Genomic DNA, 21545 nt, shown 5'->3' on the forward strand with positions numbered 1-21545 from the left:
ACGTCACGGCCGTGGTCGGCCGCGCCCCCGGTCACCGGCGGGGACCGGCCTTCATCTGCGCCTGCAAGGCCTGGTAGCGGACCAGCACATCGCGGCGGTCGTTGTCCTCCCGCACGGTGTCGTCGCACGCCCGCTGGATCATGTCCGCCTGGTCCATCAGCACCTGGCGGCGCTCTGCTTCCAGGGTCTGCTCCATGATCTTGGACAGGGCGTCGAGCTGCCGGATCATGACCGCCGGCATGCCCACTCCGGCCTGCCGGACCTTCTCGAAGGACCGCGCGATGAGTCGCTCGTAGTCCGCCTGGTAGGCGATCAGCCGCACCCATCCATTCGGGTCCCGCCGTACCCGGCGCGGGTGCCAGCCCGTGGTGATGCGGCAATGGCAGTCGCCGAGCCAGTCGATGCAGGTCATGGCGGTGAAGGTGTCGTTGACCGCCGGGGACAGTGCGCGGATGGCGATCTCGACGAGCTGGTCCACGCCGAACGAGACGTCCTGGGTCAGTGTCCGGTAAGGGCCTGTGACCTGTCCTCGGGCGAGCTCGTGTTCCACTTGGGCCGCTGCCTCGGCCGGCCACACGGCAGCCAGCGGATGGCCCTTGACCAGGAAGTGCCCCGGCCGGTAGGGCAGGTGGATGACGGCGTCGGCGTCGGCGGCGATCCTGACCAGTCGCTCATGCCGGATGAACTGCAGATACCCGCTGTGCGGAGTGCGGATCACCGTGCCGGACTCGTCGATCTTGACCAGGAGTTCCTCCCAGGAGGGCCCGCACTCCCGGTTGACGGGCGCGGCGGGGTCCTCGCCCCCCTGGGCCTCGATCGCCCCGGACAGGTCGCGCGCGATACCGGCGATCACCTGCGGCAGCTGGATGCTCGTGGCGATGTGGTTGATGAAGTAGATCAGGACCGCGAGGTCGACCAGGGTCAGTCCCAGCGCGACGGTGACGGAAAGATGGGGCACGAAGTCACCGTGCGGACCCGGGCTGATCACGACCAGCACGACCACGGTGTAGAAGAACGTGGCCACGAACGTGCCCAGGGTCAGCTGCGTCCCGCGGTCCCGGATGAAGTTGCGCAGCATGCGCGGTCCGAACTGGGTGGAGGCCAGCGTCAGCGCCACGATCGTGATGGAGAAGACCAGACCGACGACGGTGATGATCGCGGCGGCCATCGTCGACAGGATCTGGCGTGCCTCGTCGGCGTGGCCGGAGATCACCCAGGAGGGCAGCGCGGCACGCCCGCTGTAGACGGCGCGGTCGAAGCTGTAGGTGGCGGCGAAGAGTCCCGCAGCGGCGAGCACCACGGCAGCGGGTACGAACCACAGGTTGGTCCGCAGCGTCTCCCGCCGCCAGTCGGCCTCCAGATACGCGCCGCCGCGCATCAGAACCCGCACCCGAGTGGTCCGCTGCGTTCGGCAGAGCAGCACGACAGGGAAGATTGCACCAATGCCTCCGGGGCTCGACGGACAAAAGCGCCGACCAGACTTCCCGGCTCACCTGCCTCGATCGTACGACGGCAGCCTGCGGCCCTGGTATCCGGAGGGGTCCGCGAGCGGTGGAGGAATCCACTTCGCCAGCTCATTCCCAGGCCACTCAGAGGGCATTTGCTTTAGGTAGATTGCCCTATATGCCCTAGTAGATGCCTCGCGCAGTGGGTCCAGGACCTTCTCAGGCCTATCTCGGAGGACGTCCCGACCGGACGGCACTGCGCTGTGGTACTCACGCGCTCTGACCGGGCGGACCCAAGTCCCGCGTCCGGCAGACGCAGCACGCGGTTCAGGGCCGCAACCGTCTCAGCCGACGGAGCGGGCTCAACGCCGCGCTGCCGCGGACCTGGGCTTCCACCGCTCCATCGTCGCCATGGCCGAGGTGGGCAACGGCTTCGTGGTCGGCCATGTGCTGAGCGAGTCGAGCGAGGTCATGACCAGGACGTCGGTCACGCGGGCGTCTTCGGCGTACAGGGGGATGTCGCGGTGGAGGAGGGCGGACTTGGTGGTCGTGGTGAAGGGGACGCGGTAGTCGATGAGGGCGCGCAGGATGCCGGGCATCAACTCGTAGCGGCCTTCGGCGCGTTGGTAGCAGTCGGTGGAGGTGCCGACCATGACCCACTGGTCGCCGGTCTTGCCGGTGCGCAGTTCGCCGTGGAGGACACTGGCGGCGTTGGTCTTGACGTGGAGGTGGGCCTGGAAGTCTTCGCCGGTGTTGTGCCGAGGTGGTGGTTGCCGTCGCGGGCGAAGCAGTAGGTGCAGGCGTGGGTGCAGCCGCGGTAGGGGTTGAGGGTCCAGCCCAGGCCGTTGGGGGTGGCGCCGGGCATGCGGTTGAGGAGGATGCGGGGCTGGATCTCGTGGAGGGTGATGCCGTGGAAGTCCGGTGATGGGGGTGGTTCGGGGCTTACGGCGGAGGCCGGGAAGAGGGTGGGTTGCGGATCGGTGGCGGTCACCGGTCCGCCTCGCACTCGTCGTCGGACTGGGCGAGGGCGCGGGCTGCGTGAGCGAGCCGGTGAGCGAACTCTTCCATGTGCGGGGCAAGTTCGGGCGTGCCGTGCAGGGTGGCTCCGGGGCCCAGGGTGAGGATTCCGGCGGCGATGTGGAGCGGGTCATCGGCGGAGGGGTCGATGGTGCACGTGCGGTTGTCGAGGGAGTGGACGCGGGAGGGGAAGGCGCCGGTGCGGGTGCGGACGGTCTCGGTGTCGGACGGGACGGTGGCCTGGGCGGAGTAGCGGGTGGGGATCTCGTGGTCGCGGCAGGCGGCGGCGAGAGTGGTCAGCGCGGCGAGATCGACCTTCGACGGGCCGTCGAACGACATTGAGACGGTGGACTTTTGGACGGCGGAGACCTGGTCGCGCAGGTGGGTGGGCAGGATCTGTTCGAGTTTGGCCATGGCGCGGACGGCGGTCTCGTCGATGCCGGTCAGGCTGGAGGCGCCCGTTGCGGCGGCGCACAGGGCGGCGGCGAGAGCGACGGCCTCCTCGTCGTCGAAGGGGAGGCGCACCCAGGCGGGCGGCAGGTCGGTGGTCATGCCCTTCAGGCTGCCCGGCTCTCCGAGGTCATTGGGTGACCTATTGGGTCCCTAGCGTCGAAGGCATGCCGGAGAACAAAACTCATCAAAGTGGTGCGCAAGCGTCGGTTGTCGATCCGTTGGTCGGGTCCTCACAGGGTGTGGTGGATCCTCGCCGTTGGGTGGCGCTGATCGTGCTCCTCGTTGCGACGTTCATGGACGCGGTGGACGTGACGGTGGTCAATATCGCGGTGCCCCACATCCAGGCGGACACAGGGGCGTCGACCTCTCAGATCCAGTGGGTGGTCGGCGGCTATGCGCTCGCCTTCGCGCTGGGGCTGATCACCGGCGGGCGGTTGGGCGATCTCTACGGTCGCAAGCGGGTCTTTCTCGCCGGGGTCGCCGGGTTCACTCTCACCTCGCTGGTGTGCGCGGTCGCCGGTTCCCCCGAGGCGCTGCTGGCGGGCCGGATCGCGCAGGGTGGGGCGGCCGCGCTGATGGTGCCCCAGGTGTTGTCGATCATCCATGTCTCCTTCCCGAAGGAGGAGCGCGGCAAGGTCTTCGGGATCTTCGGGGCGGTCAGCTCGCTGGGCGTGCTGGCTGGGCCGCTGGTCAGTGCGCTGCTGGTCGAGGGCGATGTGTTCGGGCTGGGCTGGCGGCCGATCTTCCTGGTCAACCTGCCGCTGGGCGTGGCCGGTCTGATCGCCGGCGCGATGCTGATCCGCGAGACCAGGGACGGGCACGCGGCCGGGCTCGATGTGGGCGGCATGCTGCTGTCCGCGACGGGGCTGCTCTTCCTCGTCCTGCCGCTGATCCAGGGGCGCGAGCTGGGCTGGCCGGTGTGGACGTACGTGATGCTGGTGGCCTCGGTGCCGGTGCTGGCGCTGTTCGTCGTCTACGAGCGCCAGGTGATCGCCCGTGGCGGCTCGCCGCTGGTGGTGCTCTCGTTGTTCTCCCGCAGGAGCTTTTCGGGCGGGCTGGGCGCACACCCTGCCGTACGTCGCCGCCGCCTTCCTCGCCGCGTTCGCGCTGCTGTACGCGGTGCCGTGCAGGGCCGGGCACAGGGACGCGAACGCCGTCGGCGGCTCGCAGGCCGAGGGGCAGACGACGGAGCGGCCGGATCACGATGCCGCGCTCGTCCGCTGACGTAGGAGCGGAGCGGTGCTACGGCACCGCGAAGGCGACGCGGTCGCCCAATGGGACATCCGCTGACCTATTGGACATCTAGCGTCGAGGTGTCGGACGGAGTGGCGATCGGAGACTGCGGCCACGCGGCTCCGCCCGCCGGGCACCCACCGAATGCGGCGGTGGGCGGCGGATGTGCGACCGCACGACACACCTGCCGAAGACCTGCTCGAAGACCCCCGTTGAAGATCTTTTGGAGAAGGAGGAGCCGTCATGGGCTTCATGGACCCGGGAAACGTCGTCTGGTTCGAGATCAGCACCGCTGATGACCAGGCAGTCAAGGACTTCTACGGCGCGCTGCTCGGCTGGGGCTTCGCCGTCGACCCGGACTCGTCAGTGGGCGGGGTCACCTACACGCGCATCATGGCGCCGGGCATGGCCTTCCCCATGGGCGCGATCTACGACAACGCCTACAGCCCCGAGGAGGCGCTGAACGTCTCGATCGTCTCTGCGGACGTCGCCGCCGACCAGGAGCGGCTGGAGAAGCTGGGCGCCCGGGTGATCGTCCCGGCCACCCGGGTATCGGATGTGACCACTTTCGCGCGGATGGCCGATCCTCGGGGCAATGTGTTCTCGCTGTTCCAGAACAACCAGACGCCCGAGCGGCTCAAGGAGTTCGCCGAGCAGGGGCAGGAGCAGATGAAGGAGATGGTGGGCAAGCCGGTGCCCGGCTCCTATGCCTGGTTCGAGGTCGGCACCACCGACGCCGAGGCGACACGGGACTTCTACGGCAAGGCGTTCGGTTGGCGGTTCGTCTTCGACGACACCGCCGGGGGCAAGCGGTACCACAACGTCTTCACCGGCAACCAGTGGCCGTCGGGCGGCATGTACGACCTCGGCGCGGACGGCGTCGACTACCTGATGCCCGACTTCCTGGTCAGCGACGTACCCGCCGTCACCACCAAGGCGGCCGAGCTGGGCGCCGCCGTCGAGTTCGGCCCGGACACCAACCCCGACGGACTGGTGTACTCCCGGATCATCGACCCGCGCGGCAACCGCTTCGGCCTGTTCTCCGCGCCCACCGCACCGCAGGCCGACTGACTGCGCGCAGCCGTCGATCCGGTGCCCAGGCAATCCGCAGGCAAGTCGCACGCAATCCGCACCCAAGCCATACGGAAGCCATCCGCAAGAAGCAGGAGACAGTCATGAAGATCGCGTTGCTCGGCACCGGTTTCGGGCAGGCACACGCCGCCGTGTACGCCGCGCGCCGCGGGGAGGTCGAGGTGGTGATGTTCGGCCGGAACCCGGACAAGACCGCCGAAGCCGCGGGGAAGTTCGGGTTCGCCTCGTCCACCGACATGGACCAGGCATTCGAGGGCGACTTCGACCTGGTGGACATCTGCCTGCCGTTGCCCCTGCACGCCGAGTACGTGCTGCGGGCGCTGGACGCGGACAAGCACGCGCTGGTCGAGCTGCCGCTGGCCGGCGCCATGGACGACGCCCGGCGCGTGGTCGAGGCCGCCGAACGCAGCGGCAGGCAGGTGTTCGTGGACATGTTCGAGCGGTTCATCCCGGCCAACCGGGCGCTGTTCGACGCCGTCCGCGACGGCACGTACGGCCGCCTTGAGCAGCTGACGCTGTCGAACCGGACCGCGCACCTGTGGCCGGGCGTCTCGCTGGGCCTGGGGACGCTGCCGTTGGAGGCCATGCACAGCGATATGGACATCGTCACGCGCACCCTCGGCCGGCCACACAGCGTCGACGTCACCACTGTCGCCCGCGACGCCGACAGCGCCGCGATCGAGGCGACCCTGAGCTTCGACGGCGCGTTCGCCCGCGACTCGGTCTCCTCGCTGATGCCCATGTCGTGGGGCGCCCGCGGCGGATACACGGCCACCTTCAGCGACGGCGTGCTGGAGGCCGTGTCGTCGATGGGTTTCGACGGCAAACCGAGCGGCACGCTCACCGCCTGCACCGGCGAAGCCGTCCGTGAGCTGGACCTGCCGCCCGCCGACCAGTACGCCGCGATGATCGACCACGTCCTGGCCTGCCTGCGCGGCGAGGCCGACAACGAGATCGCACCGGCCACCGTGCTGGACGCGCTCCAGCTCACCCTCGACATCGACCACCGCATCAACGGCAACACGTAGGAGAGCAAGCGAACTTGGCGAACTTCCAAGAGCTCATGAACGAGGAAATCCTCATCGAGGGCGCCCGCGAGCACAATCTCCGCAACGTCTCGCTGCGCGTCCCCAAGCACAAGATCACGGTCTTCACCGGTGTGTCGGGCTCGGGCAAGTCGTCGCCGGTGTTCTCCACCCTCGCGGCGGAGGCACAGCGGCAGTTGAACGAAACCTTCACCACTTTCGTCCGCAACCGGCTGCCGCGCTACGAGAAGCCGGACGCCGACCGGATCGACCAGCTGTCCACCGCGGTGGTCGTGGACCAGAAGCCGATCGGCGCCAACGCCCGCTCCACCGTCGGCACCGCCACCGACATCGCCTCGATCATCCGGCTGCTGTTCTCGCGTGCGGGAGAACCTTCGGCGGGCATGGCGACGGCGTACTCCTTCAACACGCCCGAGGATGCGTGCCAGACCTGCGCGGGGCTCGGCCGGACCGTCCAGCCCGACGTGGACGCGTTCTTCGACACCACCAGGTCGCTGAGCCAGGGGGCGCTGCTGTTCCCGATGTTCAACGTCGGCGGTGTGCAGTGGAACCTGTTCACGCGCACCGACCGGTTCGACCTGGACAAGCCATGGAAGCACTACGGGCAACAGGAGTGGCGGCGCCTGCTGCACGGCGAACCAGGATCCTCCTCGGCCTCCCACGAGGGACTGATCCCGCGCTTCGAGCGGCTCTACCTGGGCCGGGACCTCTCCACCCTCTCCACCCGCACCCGCAAGGCGGTCGAGGAGTTCACGATCCAGGGCCCCTGCCCGACCTGCGAGGGTGCACGGCTGAACGAGGCCGCACTCCAGACCCGCATCAACGGGCAGAACATCACCGACTACATGGCGATGGAGATCACCGAGCTGATCGACGTGCTCGGCCGGATCGACCACCCCCTGGGCACCCCGCTCGCCCGACAGGCCGCCTCCGGACTGCGCCGCCTGGACGGCATCGGGCTCGGATACCTCAACCTGGGCCGCGAGACTGCGACCCTGTCCGACGGCGAGGCGCAGCGCCTGAAGATGGTGCGCTTCCTGGGCTCGTCGCTGACCGGGATGACCTACATCTTCGACGAGCCGTCCACCGGCCTGCACCCCCGCGACGTCGGCCGGATGAACACGCTGCTGCGCGACCGCGGCAACACCGTGCTCGTCGTCGAGCACGACCGCGACGTCATCGAGCACGCCGACTGGATCATCGACCTCGGCCCCGACGGCGGACGGGGCGGCGGCCGGATCATCTTCGAAGGCACCCCAGCCGACCTCCTGACGGCCAAGGGGTCCTTCCCGGCAGAGCACCTCCGCCGCGACCTCAACGCCTCATGACCGGCCGGGCACCCCCTCGCCCGAAGCGGCAAGGAACAACGTCCCATACTGACGCGATACTTCGGCACTTTTGTCATCGCGCCTCAGCCGTCCTGGTCCGCGATGGAGGCTGTCGCGCGTTCGGCGATCCGTCGCAGATGCGGGACGATCTCGGGCGGTCCGACGAGGGTGTAGTCCAGGCGCAGGGCCGCGATGCGGAAGGCCAGGTACTCGGGCGAGTCGACGGCCGTGCGCAACCTGCAACGGTGCTCGTCGAGCCGCTCCAGGACCCCCAGCGAGGCCGGCACCCCCTCGGCGGCGCGCTCGATCGGCGCATGGACGATCAGTTCCGCGCGGCAGTTGCCCGGCCCGGCGCCCAGCGCGTCGGCCACATACGCGGCGGCGTCCTGACCGCCAGGCAGTTCGCGTTCCGGTACACGAGCGCCGGTGCGGTGCAGTGCCTCGATCCGGTCGACGCGAAAGGTGCGCCAGTCACCGCGATCGAGGTCGTACGCGACCAGATACCACCGCCGTCCGGCGGCGACCAGCCGCTTGGGCTCGGCCAGCCGCCGCGAGGACGCCCCGCGCGCCGACGCGTAACCGAAGCGGATCTTCTCTCGGGCCACACAGGCGGCGGCGAGGGCGGCCAACAGCTCGGCGTCGGGGCCGGGGACCGGCTGGGCGAGGACGGTGGCGGCCTCGGCGAGGTGCGACACCCGGCGCCGCAGCCGCGAGGGCAGCACCTGCTCCAGCTTGGCCAGGGCCCGCAGCGAGGTGTCCTCGATGCCGCTGACCGCCGCCACGGCCGCCGCACGCAGACCGATGGCGATGGCCACGGCCTCATCATCGTCCAGAAGCAGGGGCGGCATCGCGGTGCCGGCGCTGAGGCGGTAACCACCGATGTTGCCCTGCGTGGCCTGGACCGGATAGCCCAGCTCCCGCAGGTGCTCGACGTCACGACGGATGGTGCGCGGCGTGACCCCCAGACGCTCGGCGAGTTCGGCGCCCGTCCAGTCCCGCGGCGCCTGCAGCAGCGACAGCAGCTGCAACAGACGGGCAGCAGGATCTCTGGTTCCGCGCACCGCTCCTGGACTGATTGGCATACCGCTCACCCTCACCGACCTTTAGGATTCCTAGCAAAATGAGGTTTTCAGGCGTCGCCAGCAGATGATGCTGCAGCCGAGGATGAGGAAAGCTTCGTGGAGGTCTTCTCTGATCTCCCAGCGGATGCGCAGGCGCCGGAACCAGTGCAGGAGGGCGAAGGCTGCTTCGGCGACCCATCGGTGAATGCCCAGACCGGAGCCGTGCTGGGTGCCGCGGCGGGCGATGAGGGGGCGGATGCCCACCTCGCGCAGTTCGCGGCGGTAGGTGTCGGAGTCGTAGGCGCGGTCGGCGAACAGAGCGTCGGGGCGCTTTCGGGGGCGCCCCCGCTTGCCTTTGACGGCCGGTATGGCGTGGACCAGCGGCATGAGCTGGGTGACGTCGTGGCGGTTTCCGCCTGTGAGCGTGGCCGCCAGCGGGATGCCGTGCGCTTCGGTGATCACGTGGTGCTTGCTGCCTGTCTTTCCCCGATCCACCGGTGAGGGCCCGGTCTTCGCGCCGCCCTTCATCGCCCGCAGATGGGAGCCGTCGACCGCGGCCCGGGAGAAGTCCAGCAGCCCGGCCGCACGTAGCTCGGCCAGCAGCAGTTCGTGAAGAGCCTGCCACACCCCGGCCTGATGCCAGTCGCGCAGCCTGCGCCAGCACGTGCTGCCCGAGCCGTATCCCAGCTCCTGGGGCAGGAACTCCCAAGGGATGCCGGTGTACAGCACGAACAGGATCCCGCTCAGCACCCGCCGGTCATCGAGCCGTTTGCGACCCGGATACCTCACGCGGCGCTCAATCACCGGCAGCAGCCCGGCAATCCGCTCCCACAACCCGTCCTCGACTTCCCACGGCCTCCGCTGCACCATGCCCAACGCCCCCACCACAACACCAGACAGAGGCACAACACCGGCTGACGGCCTGTCATTCCAAGGCAGTACAGCTCATTTTGCTAGGAGTCCTTAGGTCGCCGAGTGACCTATTGACTCTCTACCGTCGAAGACACCGAGCGAAACACCCGTTTCCTCCACGTTTCTGGCCATCAGGCCATCACGTCTTTAGAGGAGCCCACCATGGCCACCAAGGAGATCTTCCAGCGCTTCGTGCCCCTGCTGTACGTACAGGACAGTCTGGAGGCCATCGCCTTCTACACCGACGCCTTCGGCGTCGAGGAGCTCACCGAGCGCACCATGCTGCTCGCCCAGGTGCCCGGCATGGAGCAGACGCCGGGCGCGGACCGGACGGTCGTCTACTCCAAGCTTCAGTTCACCGACGGCAGCGCGCTGGGCGTCGCCGAGCTGGCTGCCGACACCAAAGCCGACGGCGAGCATGTCATCGGCAACAACATCCACATCGGCCTGGTCTACGAGAACCCTGCCGAGCAGCGCACGGCCTTCGACAAGCTCGCCAGGGACGGCAAGGTCCTGGAGGACCTGGAGAACCGGTTCTGGGGCGCCGCCTACGGCGCCGTGCGCGACAAGTACGGCGTCATCTGGGAGACCAACTGCTACCTCTCCCAGACTGATGATGGGGCCGGCACGCTCGCCTGACGGCCTCGTCGTCGCGGCCTGTCCGCCGCGCCGCCCACGAAGACATCCACATCCACTACTTCATCGTCGGCGACTTCGACGCGGCCGTGGAGCACCTCCGGCCCCACGCCAAGGTCGTCTGGGACACCGTCACCAACTACGACCACACCGGCCGGAGTTCTTCTTCCGCGCCCCGAACGGCTGCATCCACGGCATCTTCGGCCTCCACCGCCGAACACGTTCCACCGACACGACAACACACGACACCGAGCACGACAAGGACTGCCCCATGCATACTCCCGCCATCTCCGCCTGCCTGGGCGTGGGCGATCTCGACGAGACCATCGCCTACTACGAGAAGCTCGGCTTTCAGGCCCTCCCCGCCCCGCCCAACGCCTACATCCGCGTGCTCACTTACGGCGGCGAGTTCGCCTTCATGCTCCAGCAGACCAAGCTCCTCGGCATCTGGCTACCGCCCCTTAAGGACACCCCCACAGGCTGCTGCGGCATGCACTACCTCGCCGTCGACGACTTCGACACCTGGGTCGCCGAACACCGCGACCACATCGACGTCATCAAGGGCCCCGTCGACGCCGGAGGCCACCAGGCCCTCTACTTCCGCGACCCGAACGGCTACCTCATCGGCGTCACCCAAAAGGCCCAGCACTGACCTCCCAATCCCCCGGGAGCCATCCCTCCCGACCCCACACAGCAAGGAGCCACCCCATGAAGATCGCGGTTCTCGGCACCGGCGCGACAGCGCCCACCGGCGACCCGGTCGGTCAGAAGCCAGGGGCCGGCCGCCCTCACGGATGACAGCCCACACCAGACGCTGGAACTGGCCCGGGCGGAGCCCGGTGAACACCTTGATGAACTCATGGCGCTGAGCGGTGATGACCTGCACAATCAGCCCAACGCAACACCCCGCTACGGGTTTACGAGGCAGGCTTCAGCCAAAGGCTCGCCGGATCTCGACGTCCAACCCCGTACCCTCCGCCTCGTCGAAACAGTCGACAGCAGGCGGGACCGCGTCCACCGTGGTCGCCTCCACCGTGGCCGTTTCCTCCCTGGCCGCTTCCTCCCCCCATGTGCCATCCGCTCGGACGCGCTGCGGACGGCGGCCTTCGATGAGGGTCGTGAGGCCGGCGAGAACGGTATCGCCGGCGAACCACCAGCCGCCATGGTTGACGAGAAAGAGCCTGCTTTCCTCGTCAATGGCCAGCAGTGAATCCTCGCCGTGGGAACCGAACGGGAAGAGCCGATGGCCGATCTTGACCGCAAACCGCTGAAACGTCCGGAGCGAGTGGCGCCCCTAGCTGTATTGCCCTGTGAGGTTGGGGACGCGGCTGGCGGGTGGTTTGCCCTTGAGCGCGGTGTGTCCGCGGTGGTGATTGTAGGTGTGGAGCCATTGGGGGAACGCTTCGCGGCGTTCGGTCTCTGAGCGGTAGGGCTTCGCGTAGGCCCATTCGTCAAGCAGGGTGCGGTTGAAGCGTTCGACTTTGCCGTTGGTCTGTGGCCGGTAGGGCCGGGTTCGCTTGTGGGTGATCCCGGCTGCTGCGAGGGCATCGCGCCAGGTGTGGGACTTGTAGCAGGCGCCGTTGTCGGTCAGGACGCGTTCGACGGTGATGCCGCAGGTGGTGAAGAACGTTTGGGCCCGGGTCCAGAAGGCGGTGGCGGTCTCCTTTTTCTCGTCGGTGTGGATCTCGCTGTAGGCCAGGCGGGAGTGGTCGTCGACGGCGGTGTGGATGTAGCTGTAGCCGACTCCCGAGCGGGTCTTGCGGCCTGCTTGCCGGCCGAGTGTCCTGTGGCCGCCGCCGTCGGGGATGTTGCCGAGCTTCTTGATGTCCACGTGGACCAACTCGCCGGGGCGGTCGCGTTCGTAGCGGCGTATCGGCCGGCCTGTGGCCCGGTCCAGGTGGGTCAGGCGGGCCAGGCCGAACCGGGTCAGCACGCGGTGCACGGTCGAGGGGACCAGTCGCAGCAGGTGGGCGATGCGGGCCGGGCCCCACCGGCGCAGGAGGCGGACCTTGATGATGCGCCGTTCCGTGCGTGTCGGGGTGCGGCGCGGGCTGTGGTGCGGGCGGCTTGAACGGTCTGCCATCCCCGCCTCACCCAGCAGCCGGTAGCGGTCGGCCCAGCGCTGGGCGGTGGTGGGCGAGACCTGGAAGCGTTCGGCGGCCCACCGCAGGGTCCAGCCCTCGTCGACGACGCAGCGGGCCAGACGCAGCCGTCCAGTCTCGGTCAGGGGTGCATTACGGTGGGGCACGAGGGCCTTTCGGTCGGTGTAGACGTCGCAATCCACACCGAACCCGGAAGGCCCTCACCTGTTCAAGATCCCTCAGCCGAGACCTGCCTCACCGTCCACAACCTCCCCGGACAGAACACCTAGCGCGGATCGATCACCAGCCCGTGCAGGGCCACTTCTGCACCCGGACCGTCCAACAGGAATTCCACGCCGTGAAATTCGCGCAAGGCGCGCTCCACGGCCGCGAACAGTTCCCAGGTGCCGCCGCCTTGCGGGCTGACCGTACTGACCGTTTGCGGCATGGCCAGCTGCGCTGAAGGGCCGACATCCCGTCCCGGCGACCAGCCTGCCTTCTCCAGGACGTCGCGCACCCCCGGTCCCACGTCATCGCCGACGGCCGCACTGGCTTTGTCACTCATGCTGGTTGCTTTCGCCATGTCCATCCTCAACGCCCCTCATCAGACCCTGATGAACTCGATGCCGAGCCGATCCAGCAGACCTTGGCATGCACGACACGGCTCCGTGGGCCGGCCGTGGTCCGGGTCTCCGTGCTCGCGGATCATCTTCGACGTCATGGCGGCGCCGGCGAAGTGCGGTGCGGCTTCCGCCAAGGAGATCGGAGGTAGCCCCGGCCGTCTGGCGTCCAGCGCCCAGAGCTGGTCGGATACGAGGGTCGATTCGGCGCAGTAACCGAGAAACGGTTCCCGCAGCTCTATGGGGATCTCGTCGAAGTAGGCGCGCACCGTCGGATGAAGGTTCGGCTCGCCATCACCACTCAGATCGGTGTGGCTGACAACGGTTCCCTGAACGAGGAGGGATGAAGCCGTCCCGGGAACCACTCCATCCTCCGGATGCTCAGACACTTTGAAAATTCCCTCTCAACCAGTTACCGAAGGCTTCGTATTCATCGGCCCCGATATACGATGTGCCGGTGTGATGGATGTAGTAGAAGCAGCCGTCTTCGGCCAGGGCGAAGATGCCCCCTTCCGGCAGATCATAGCCGACCCGAAACAGGCTCTTTCCGATTTCCTGCGCAAGCTCGGCGATTTCCTCGAAGTCTCCCTCGTAGCCGCCGGTCGGATTGGTGACGAGCTTGTCACCCGGATCGCCTGGGTGTCTGAGTTGAAGCAGTCCGTACGTGCGGACAAACCGCTCCGCCGCTTCCGAGGGGACTACCGGGAAACCCTCCGCCACCGAATCCGCTACAGCGTCGTCGATGAATTCACGGGCCTTGTCGGCAATATCCCGTTCCGGACTCCATCCGTTCGCGGACAGCCATTGCAGAATTTCTTCCCTCGACATTTCGGGGATCATGGCAGACCTCATCATTCACTGTGAACAGATATCCCAAGAGCTGGCAGCATGTGTTCGCACGCACGGTGGTTTGAAAGCCCCGTGCTCCAGTGCAACGACCTTCTTTCCCGTCTCCGGATCCTTCTCCTTGAGTTCACCTATCTGGCGGCTGTGCATGACACCTCCTTCAAGCTCCCTACGGGCATCCTCGGGAGTCTTGATTCTAGTGCCAGTGGGATCCAGCTGGTGGAGCCGGTCGGAGACGAGTGAGCCTTCGGCGCAGTTACCGTGTCCCACTCCTGGCCTATTCCCTTCGGCCAGCTGTTTCGCTTTGACGTCGTCGAGCGGATTCTGCAACGCCGGGTGCGCCTTGGGGTGTTCCTGTGCGATGGGCGCCGGAATGCCGGCGTCAATATCCTTCTGTGATTGCGGCACCTTGCGCCTGACCGAACTGGTATGCGCGGTGATCGTGCCGTCATGCAGGAAGCTTCCCGCGCATCCGTCCTTCCGGTAGTCCTTGCCCGGGACGGTGTTATTCGGGTCGGCTTTTCTCGCGTCGTCCGCAACATGCCGGGATTCATCGCCGAGGACCTTGAGCTGGGCTTCCCGGTCCATTCCCGACACGTCGACGGGCGGGCGGCGATGATGGCGCATCTCATCGGAGCTGTGGCCGTGCCACCACGGGTTTCTTCCCGAGCCGCCGGCCGGACCGTTCTGCCCGCCGCCCTTGCCTCCCCCGCCCGCGCCGGAAGAACCGCCGCCCTGCGGCTTGGGGCTCTTGGGGTCCTTCGTACCGTCCTTGCCGAGGCCCTTGAAGTGGTCGGCCACACCCTTGTCGTTCTCGGCGTGGTTGGCGGCGACCTTCTTCATCCGCTGACGTGTCCCGTGGTACAGGTCCTCGACCGCCTTGCCCGCGTCCTTGCCCAGGGCCCTGCCCAGCTTTTCGGCGCCGTGCTCCAGCGCCTTGACGACCGGATTGGCTTGCCGTGACCAGGCGTAGTGGGAGCAGTGGCAGGCGTCGCGGGTCTTGTCGCCGTTCTTGTTGCGGTAGTTGGTCTCGGGGCTGTAGTCGCGGTTCCCTTGGGAGACGCCTTCGCCGGAGGAGTAGGAGTCGCCCATGGCGACGATCATGTTCTTCGGCTTGCCGGACAGCGGCTGGAAGGCGACGGCTCCCCACGCGATGTCTTCGTCGGCGCTTCCGTCCGCGGTGTGTTGGACAGCTTGACCTTGGGTGTTCCGGTGAAATGGAGGAGCCGAGGCTGACCCAGCGTCCGGCGCGCTGTTCGACGACGCGTTGAGGGTCGGCTTTTGCGGTGTTGTCGTTTACATCGGTGTTGAGGATGGTGTATTTCGCCTGGCGGGTCTGGGCGCCGGCGTCGGGTAGGTGGACCAGGACGCGGGCCCATCCGAGGGCTTCGGGGTCGGTCCAGGTGCCTTCGATGGTCATGGGGCCGCCCTCACCGCCGAGGTGGTCTTTGTCGCGGGTGCGGGCGTACCAGAAGTGGCCGCCGTAGCCGGCGCCGATCTGGTAGAGGTCTTCTTTTGCTTCGTAGTTGTTGGCGCTGTCGGGGTAGAAGGTGAACTGGAAGCTGCCTGATGAGGCGATCTGTCCGCAGTCACTCCACGTTTTGGTGGTGTCGGGGACTGAGGCGACCACATGGGAGCCTGACGGGGCGCCGGCGCAGATGGGCTGTCCGTACTGGAGGCGGCAGCCGCGGCCGGGGGCTCTGTCCCGTAATCGGTGGTGGCGAAGAGTGGCCGGGGGCCGTTGACATCACATGCGAGATGTCAACTCCCTTACGAAAAGCATGTTTTCGTGAATGTCGGCACTGATGGTCGAGGAAAACCACGGCCGCCAGGCCCCTCTACCTCGGCACCCTCCTTCCTGCCCAGGGGGCGGCGGCGTTTCGGCTCCGGCCGGTACTGCGACCCGCGCTCAAGGCTTTCTTGACCGCATGGGGTCGGCAAGGCCGGATCAGGGATCCGGACATGGCCTTCACTCTTCCTGACCAGAACCCGTGATCAGCGACGGATCCGGGAACAGTCCACAACTCCGGGCTTGTCGAGTGCGCCCGCCCCTGACTACGCGTCTCTGCTCAGCGAGGCCGTCTCGCGCACCGCGCAGGCCAAGGTGCGCAGGCCCTCGTCGAGTTCACCGGAGGTCACGGTGAGAGGCGGCAGCAGTTTGACCACCTCGCTGTCCGGGCCGGAGGTTTCGACCAGCAGGCCGAGTTCGAAGGCCCGCGCCGCGACCAGTGCCGCGCGATCGGTGTCGTGGAACTCCAGGCCCCACACCAGGCCCCGGCCCCGGAACTCCACGGTGTCCTCGGGGTGTTCGGCATGGATCTCTGCCAGTGCCTGCTCGACCTGTTCGCCGCGCAGCAGAGTCTGCTTCTCCAGCTGGTTGTCGGCCCAGTAGGCGTTGAGCGTGGCGGTGGCGGTGACGAAGGCGGGGTTGTTGCCGCGGAAGGTTCCGTTGTGTTCGCCGGGCTCCCAGATGTCGAGTTGTGGTGTGAAGAGGCACAGCGCCATGGGCAGTCCGTAACCGCTGATGGACTTCGACACGGTGACGATGTCGGGGATGATGCCCGACTCCTCGAAGGAGAAGAAGGCGCCGGTGCGGCCGCAGCCCATCTGGATGTCGTCCACGATCAGCAGCATGTCGTTGCGCCGGCACAGCTCGGCGAGTTCGCGCAGCCACCCGGGCCGAGCCACGTTGATGCCGCCCTCGCCCTGCACGGTCTCGACGATCACGGCCGCGGGACGGTCGAGTCCGGAGCCCTTGTCCGCCAGGAGCCGCTCGAACCAGGCGAAGGCAGGGGCGTCGTCGAGATAGCCGTCGTACGGCATGGGGATGCTGTGCACCAGCGGCACACCAGCGCCCGCCCGTTTGAAGGTGTTGCCGGTGACCGCGAGCGATCCGAGGGTCATGCCGTGGAAGGCGTTCGTGAACGACACGACCGCCTCGCGCCCCTTGACCTTGCGGGCCAGCTTGAGCGCCGCCTCCACGGCGTTGGTGCCGGTCGGGCCCGGGAACATCACCTTGTACGGCAGTTCCCGCGGCCGCAGGATCACGTCCCGGAAGGTCTCCAGGAACGTGCGCTTGGCCACGGTCGACATGTCCAGACCGTGGGCGATGCCGTCACGCTGCAGGTAGTCGAGCAACGCGCCTTTGAGGATGGGGTTGTTGTGGCCGTAGTTGAGCGAGCCCGCCCCGGTGAAGAAGTCGATGTACGCGCGGCCCTGCTCGTCGTACAGATATGAGCCGCGGGCACGGTCGAAGACGGTCGGCCAGCCGCGGCAGTAGCTGCGGGCCTCCGACTCCAGGGTCTCGAAGACATCCGGATCGGGTTCGGTGACCCCGTGATGACGGTCCATGGCACATCCTTGAGGGGCGGAGGAGTGGACAGGCGAACCTGAGGGAGAGAGCGGGTACGTGGCGTCAGACCGCGGCCGCGAGGAATCGGAGCGAGGCCGGATTCGGGCGTGCGACGACCCGGCCGGGGGCTCGACTGCGGGCGGCCAGGATCTCCCGCAGGAGCGCCTCCCTCTGGTGCAGCGCACCCGAGCGGCCGCTCAGGGCCCGCTGCCACACGCGGGTGGTCTCGCGCGGACCGAGGCCACCGGAGCGGTACGACGCACGGCAGTGGAGTACGACGCCGCCGTTTTCCTCGGAAGACAGTCGCGACAGGCCGATACGGATGGAGGTCTCGGGGAACTCCACCGTCACGGCGTCCTGGTGGCACACGACCTGAAGGACCCCGGCCAGCCGGCTGTCGCCGATGATCAGGGTGAACCGGAGAGCGAGGCCCTGCCGTTGCACGGCGGTACCCTGCCGGTGCCGCGGCGCCTGGCGGGCTGCACGAGGTGAGGTGTTTGCGTCGGGCATGATGAGCTGTCTCCTGCCTACGGCCCGCCACGGGTGTCTCGCGGCGGACGAAGGGCCTGCTGGGGAGGGCGGGGTCGGGTCTCCGGAGCCGGGGAGATGCCGCGTCGGGCGGCGGGCCGCCTGCGGGGCGCGCGGTGCCTTCCCCCGTGAGCCGGCTGGGGGTCCCGTCCTTGGAGCGAGCAGCAGGGCTTCCCCCTGCGCACGATGACGGCATCGGCTCACCAGCGATGACACCGCGATCAGCTCGGCGAAGCGCGCAGCCGCCGTGATGGGCCCGACGGGCCCATCACGTGTTCCAAAGGAACGCACGCAGGTCGGCCGACCCGTAACCGGACAGTCTGCCCGTGCGTACAGCGCTGCCCGTCAATGTGGCATTCGCATGGTGGACTCCTTATGACGAGGATTCGGCCGGAGGCGGAGCTGGTTGCGGATCACCGGAAGTGTGGCAAAGGGCGTTCAAGAAACTGTTGGGAGAACGTCGAATCACAGCTCGGGGAGCCTGGCGCTGATGTGCAGCGTCCCTGCGCGGGCAGCCGGTGGCCGTTACAGCTGCGAAACCAGGAGGTTTCATCGGTTGCCTGCGGAGAGGGTGGCGTGGACCGCTCCGGGATCGGTGGAGCTCCATCAGACCCGGGAGCGGTTCATTTCCGGCCAGGCACATGGCCGGCGACCGGCCGTCAGAGCGCCTTGAGACTCTCAGCACAGATTGCGCCATTTCGTGGACTCGTGGCTGGACTCGCGCTTCCGTCGGTCCGGCGACCGGGCCGAGGAGGCGCCGCAGGGGCGCAGCTGCGCGTTCCCCCAGGCGATTCCGGGCGTTCAGGCAGGTTCACCGCTCTGACCGTAATTGCCGCAGAAGGGACGAAAGGGCGTTCTCCCTCCGCTGTCACACGCATTGTATGCAATCGCCATTCGTAGCTTTAGCGCCACAGGACGCTCAGGCCCATCTGGTTGCACTGTGGACCGATGTGTATGTTTCTTGCTGCTTCAGTGAATCTCGACTCGATAGGACCGCTATTTGCATCCGAGATGGGGGACTGGTGGATCGCTCGAAGCATGTGAACGAACGCAACCCGAGGCCGCTTGCACGAGAACGCCCTGTGACCGAGGGGAGCGGGGTGACAGTCCACGGTGGAGTTCTCGGCCCATTGCATCTGGGCGCCTCCGCGTCGGCCGAAAGTGTCGCGATCGCACCGAAGGTTCGCACAGTCATGGCCATGCTGTTGGTCCACGCCGACCAGGTGGTTCCGGTCCACGCCTTCATGCGCGAACTCTGGGGGGAACAACCGCCGGCAACCGGATTGCGTACCCTGCAGACCTACATACTGAACTGTAGAAAAACACTGTCCCAACTCACCGGTCGCCCAGCCACCTACGTCGCCCAGGAGATCCTGGTGACCGGGGCGGGCGGCTACGGGCTGAAGAGCACTCATGTCCGCCTGGACTGGCTGGAGTTCCAGCGGTTGAAGAACCTCGGGACCAAGGCGCTGGAAGAGGGCGACAGCGCAGCCGGGATCGAACTGCTCGACGCCGCCCTGGCGTTGTGGCGGGGCGATGCTCTGGTCGACACTCCGGAGGGCCCCGTACTCCATTCCCAACGGCGGTTCTTCGAGGAGTCCCGGCTCGACGCCATAGCGATACGGGCGGAGGCGCAGATCAAGGCCGGCCTGCATCAGCGGGCCGTCACCCAGCTCGCCGTGGTGACCAGCGAGCACACGCTCCACGAGGGGCTGCAGGCCCAGTACATCCGCGCGCTGGCGCTCGGCGGACGCAGGGCCGAGGCCCTGGGGGTGCTGCGGATGCTGCGCACCCGACTGGTGAGCGAGATCGGGATCGAGCCCGGCGCCCCGCTCAGGGAACTCCAACTGGCCATACTGAAGTCGGAGTCCGGCGCCGTGTGAGCCCGGCTCCGCAGTCGGCCACAGGCCGACTGCGGAGCCGGGCTCGGTTGTCGCCGAGCGACTCCGATCAGGGCGTGGCCGGCCCTGTGGTCTCGCGCCGCGCATCAGCCGGCCCGTACGTCGCCGACCGTGCGGGGAGAAACCGCCCGCCGCCTTGCAGATGCGGCGCGGCGACGCTGCGCGGCCCCGTCGAGCGGCCGGGGTGCGGACCGCAGGCCGTGCCGGGCGTCGACGCGGACGGCGAGGACCAACACGCCGCTCTCCGGCCCGTCGAAGGACGCACGTCGACCGGGTGGCTGCCGTGTCACCCGGCGGCGAGGCGCTGCAGGCCGCCGATCACCTGCCTGCTGACACTGTCTCCCTCCTGGCGCCGCCTCTGCTCGCGCCGCCGGCCGCGTCGGTGGGGCGCGCCGCTGTGAACCGCGGCAGGGTGTGCCGCGCGGCCCGGCAGGAGTCGGTGTCGCCACCGCCGTGCGCGGTCCGGGGCATTCCACAGGGCTGCAGTCGTGCTGCACGGCCGTGGCGGACACCGGTATCGCCCTCCCCCGGACTCTGCGGCCGACCCTCGTGAAGCCCCGCTCGCCGGTCGCGCCGGTCCGGTCACCGCCCTCCGCACCACGTTCCGGCCGAAACCCCCGGGCGGGCTCTTCTCCTTTTCTCGGCTCGTCGGCCTCCACACAGCCCGGGCGTGCCGGAAAACCCCCTCTGACCTGTACCTCTGCCGTATCCAGACTCGACGTTGACTGCTTCTGGGGCTCGCTCCCGACAAGGTCTCGACAGGCGTTTGCGAGGCTGACAACGCAAACGGCCCCCGCGAAGGGGCCGCCCGCTCGCATCCAGCGGCCGGAACCGGTCCGGCCCGTACGGGAGCCCGGCGGCATCCCGGCGGAACCGGCGTCGAGGCAGAGCAGAACGGTGGGGCCTGACCATGGACGACCAGGAGGAGGTGGACGTGACCACGCGGAGCGCCACCGAGAACACGGCGGGTCGGCAGCTCATCGAGCTGATGGCCGGCTTCTGGAAGACGCAGGCCGTCTACGTGGCGACCGAACTGGGCATCGTCGACCGCATCGCGGCCGCCGGACGGACCCCCACCGTCGACCTGGCGCACCGCACCGGCACCGACGCCGACGCCCTGGGACGGCTGCTGCTGTTCCTCGGCAGCCTGGGTGTGGTCGACGGCGACGACACCGGCGGCTACGCCCTCACCCGCGTCGGCGAGTTGCTGCGCACCGACGCCCCTGACTCGATGATCGACCACGTCCGTATCTACGGCTCGCACTTCTACCAGGCGTGGGATGCCCTGTCCCACTCCCTCCACACCGGACGACCGGCCTTCACCCGTGTCTTCGGCAGTGACCTGTTCTCGTACCTGCACCAGAACCCCGACGTGTCGCTGACGTACGAACGCGCCATGACGGCGAGCGCCCCCTTCTTCGCCGAGGTCCCCGACGCCTTCGACTTCTCCCGGGCACGTCGGATCGTGGACGTCGCCGGCGGGCACGGAGCGCTCCTCGACGAGATCCTCAAGGCGAACCCCGGCGCCCGCGCCGTACTGTTCGACGCACCCGATGTCATCGAGGAGACGGCGAACCGCCCGATCGCCACGGTGCACGCGGACCGCTGCGAGCGGATCGCCGGCAACCTCTTCGATTCGGTGCCCGCCGACGGCGACGTCTACCTCCTCTCCCGCATCCTGCACTGCTTCGACGACGAGACCTGCCACCGGATCCTCACCAACTGCCGCCGCGCGATGGCCCCGGGCGCCCGGCTGGTGATCCTGGAACGCATCCTCACCAAGGGCACCGGTTCCTCGCTCACCCAGGGCTACAACCTGCACATGCTGGTGGTGCTCGGCCAGGGGCGCGAACGGGACGAGACGCACTACCGCGCCCTCCTCGGAAAAGCCGGGTTCGCCGTGGAATCCCTGCACCGGCTGCCGCTGGAGTCGCATCTCCTCGTCGCGGTGCCCAGCTGACCCATCGCCACTCGCCTCCTACGGCCCCTGGAGA

21 protein-coding genes are annotated in these 21545 nt (G+C 68.0%); 8 read left to right on the forward strand and 13 right to left on the reverse strand.

Features of this window, described 5'->3' with window-relative positions; all coding sequences use genetic code 11:
- Positions 1-31 precede the first annotated feature (31 nt).
- The 3 genes from GR130_RS27605 to GR130_RS27615 all read right to left on the reverse strand — a co-directional run bounded on the left by GR130_RS27605 (position 32) and on the right by GR130_RS27615 (position 3014).
- Positions 32-1423 (reverse strand): DUF2254 domain-containing protein, encoded by a 1392-nt coding sequence (locus GR130_RS27605; protein WP_201305018.1) that lies wholly within the window; start codon positions 1421-1423, stop codon positions 32-34.
- 384 nt (positions 1424-1807) lie between these two features.
- Positions 1808-2098: a hypothetical protein gene (locus tag GR130_RS27610; RefSeq protein ID WP_159507216.1), complete on the reverse strand. Its 291-nt coding sequence runs from the start codon at positions 2096-2098 to the stop codon at positions 1808-1810.
- Between the two features lie 334 nt (positions 2099-2432).
- Positions 2433-3014: a hypothetical protein gene (locus GR130_RS27615; protein ID WP_159507217.1), complete on the reverse strand. Its 582-nt coding sequence runs from the start codon at positions 3012-3014 to the stop codon at positions 2433-2435.
- Between the two features lie 143 nt (positions 3015-3157).
- Here GR130_RS27615 and GR130_RS27620 point away from each other — a divergent pair, with 143 nt between their 5' ends.
- From GR130_RS27620 to GR130_RS27635, 4 genes are all read left to right on the forward strand, one after another.
- On the forward strand, positions 3158-4144 hold the full coding sequence (locus GR130_RS27620; RefSeq protein ID WP_236573553.1) for an MFS transporter: 987 nt from the start codon (positions 3158-3160) through the stop codon (positions 4142-4144).
- 247 nt (positions 4145-4391) lie between these two features.
- On the forward strand, positions 4392-5219 hold the full coding sequence (locus tag GR130_RS27625; RefSeq protein WP_159507218.1) for a VOC family protein: 828 nt from the start codon (positions 4392-4394) through the stop codon (positions 5217-5219).
- A 104-nt stretch (positions 5220-5323) separates the two neighbouring features.
- Positions 5324-6268: a Gfo/Idh/MocA family protein gene (locus GR130_RS27630; protein WP_159507219.1), complete on the forward strand. Its 945-nt coding sequence runs from the start codon at positions 5324-5326 to the stop codon at positions 6266-6268.
- Positions 6269-6303: 35 nt separating this feature from the next.
- The gene (locus GR130_RS27635; RefSeq protein WP_201305019.1) at positions 6304-7614 is read left to right on the forward strand and encodes a hypothetical protein; all 1311 of its coding nucleotides are present in this window, start codon (positions 6304-6306) and stop codon (positions 7612-7614) included.
- 83 nt (positions 7615-7697) lie between these two features.
- Here GR130_RS27635 and GR130_RS27640 read toward each other — a convergent pair whose 3' ends face one another.
- On the reverse strand, positions 7698-8696 hold the full coding sequence (locus GR130_RS27640; RefSeq protein ID WP_159507220.1) for a helix-turn-helix transcriptional regulator: 999 nt from the start codon (positions 8694-8696) through the stop codon (positions 7698-7700).
- 30 nt (positions 8697-8726) lie between these two features.
- Positions 8727-9545 carry an IS5 family transposase gene (locus GR130_RS27645; RefSeq protein WP_159503645.1) on the reverse strand — a complete coding sequence of 273 codons (819 nt, stop codon included), beginning with the start codon at positions 9543-9545 and terminating at the stop codon, positions 8727-8729.
- A 204-nt stretch (positions 9546-9749) separates the two neighbouring features.
- Between GR130_RS27645 and GR130_RS27650 the strand changes: the two genes are divergently transcribed.
- Positions 9750-10226 carry a VOC family protein gene (locus tag GR130_RS27650; protein WP_159507221.1) on the forward strand — a complete coding sequence of 159 codons (477 nt, stop codon included), beginning with the start codon at positions 9750-9752 and terminating at the stop codon, positions 10224-10226.
- Positions 10227-10494: 268 nt separating this feature from the next.
- Complete coding sequence (locus GR130_RS27655) at positions 10495-10875, forward strand: VOC family protein (protein ID WP_159507222.1); 381 nt, start codon at positions 10495-10497, stop codon at positions 10873-10875.
- A gap of 279 nt (positions 10876-11154) precedes the next feature.
- On the opposite strand, the gene GR130_RS42070 is transcribed toward GR130_RS27655, so the two are convergent.
- The 8 genes from GR130_RS42070 to GR130_RS27695 all read right to left on the reverse strand — a co-directional run bounded on the left by GR130_RS42070 (position 11155) and on the right by GR130_RS27695 (position 17632).
- The gene (locus tag GR130_RS42070) at positions 11155-11475 is read right to left on the reverse strand and encodes an SUKH-3 domain-containing protein (RefSeq protein WP_201305223.1); all 321 of its coding nucleotides are present in this window, start codon (positions 11473-11475) and stop codon (positions 11155-11157) included.
- A gap of 42 nt (positions 11476-11517) precedes the next feature.
- On the reverse strand, positions 11518-12471 hold the full coding sequence (locus GR130_RS27665) for an IS481 family transposase (protein ID WP_159507223.1): 954 nt from the start codon (positions 12469-12471) through the stop codon (positions 11518-11520).
- 119 nt (positions 12472-12590) lie between these two features.
- A complete protein-coding gene (locus GR130_RS27670) occupies positions 12591-12887 on the reverse strand; it encodes an SUKH-3 domain-containing protein (protein WP_236573563.1) in 297 nt (98 codons plus the stop codon).
- 21 nt (positions 12888-12908) lie between these two features.
- Positions 12909-13313, reverse strand: coding sequence for a YwqJ-related putative deaminase (locus tag GR130_RS27675; protein ID WP_268977940.1), 405 nt, complete (start codon positions 13311-13313; stop codon positions 12909-12911).
- On the reverse strand, positions 13306-13764 hold the full coding sequence (locus GR130_RS27680; protein WP_159507225.1) for an SUKH-3 domain-containing protein: 459 nt from the start codon (positions 13762-13764) through the stop codon (positions 13306-13308). Before GR130_RS27680 ends, GR130_RS27675 begins: the two co-directional genes overlap by 8 nt.
- Positions 13765-13779: 15 nt before the next feature.
- Positions 13780-14874 (reverse strand): YwqJ-related putative deaminase, encoded by a 1095-nt coding sequence (locus GR130_RS27685; protein ID WP_159507226.1) that lies wholly within the window; start codon positions 14872-14874, stop codon positions 13780-13782.
- A 951-nt stretch (positions 14875-15825) separates the two neighbouring features.
- Positions 15826-17121 (reverse strand): diaminobutyrate--2-oxoglutarate transaminase, encoded by a 1296-nt coding sequence (gene ectB / locus GR130_RS27690; RefSeq protein ID WP_159507227.1) that lies wholly within the window; start codon positions 17119-17121, stop codon positions 15826-15828.
- Positions 17122-17185: 64 nt separating this feature from the next.
- Positions 17186-17632 carry a hypothetical protein gene (locus GR130_RS27695; protein ID WP_159507228.1) on the reverse strand — a complete coding sequence of 149 codons (447 nt, stop codon included), beginning with the start codon at positions 17630-17632 and terminating at the stop codon, positions 17186-17188.
- Positions 17633-18531: 899 nt separating this feature from the next.
- Between GR130_RS27695 and GR130_RS27700 the strand changes: the two genes are divergently transcribed.
- Together GR130_RS27700 and GR130_RS27705 are read left to right on the forward strand one after the other, a co-directional pair.
- The gene (locus tag GR130_RS27700; protein ID WP_268977941.1) at positions 18532-19533 is read left to right on the forward strand and encodes an AfsR/SARP family transcriptional regulator; all 1002 of its coding nucleotides are present in this window, start codon (positions 18532-18534) and stop codon (positions 19531-19533) included.
- 928 nt (positions 19534-20461) lie between these two features.
- Complete coding sequence (locus tag GR130_RS27705) at positions 20462-21511, forward strand: methyltransferase (RefSeq protein WP_159507230.1); 1050 nt, start codon at positions 20462-20464, stop codon at positions 21509-21511.
- Positions 21512-21545: the final 34 nt, after the last annotated feature.

This window comes from Streptomyces sp. GS7, assembly GCF_009834125.1.
Taxonomy (GTDB): Bacteria; Actinomycetota; Actinomycetes; order Streptomycetales; family Streptomycetaceae; genus Streptomyces.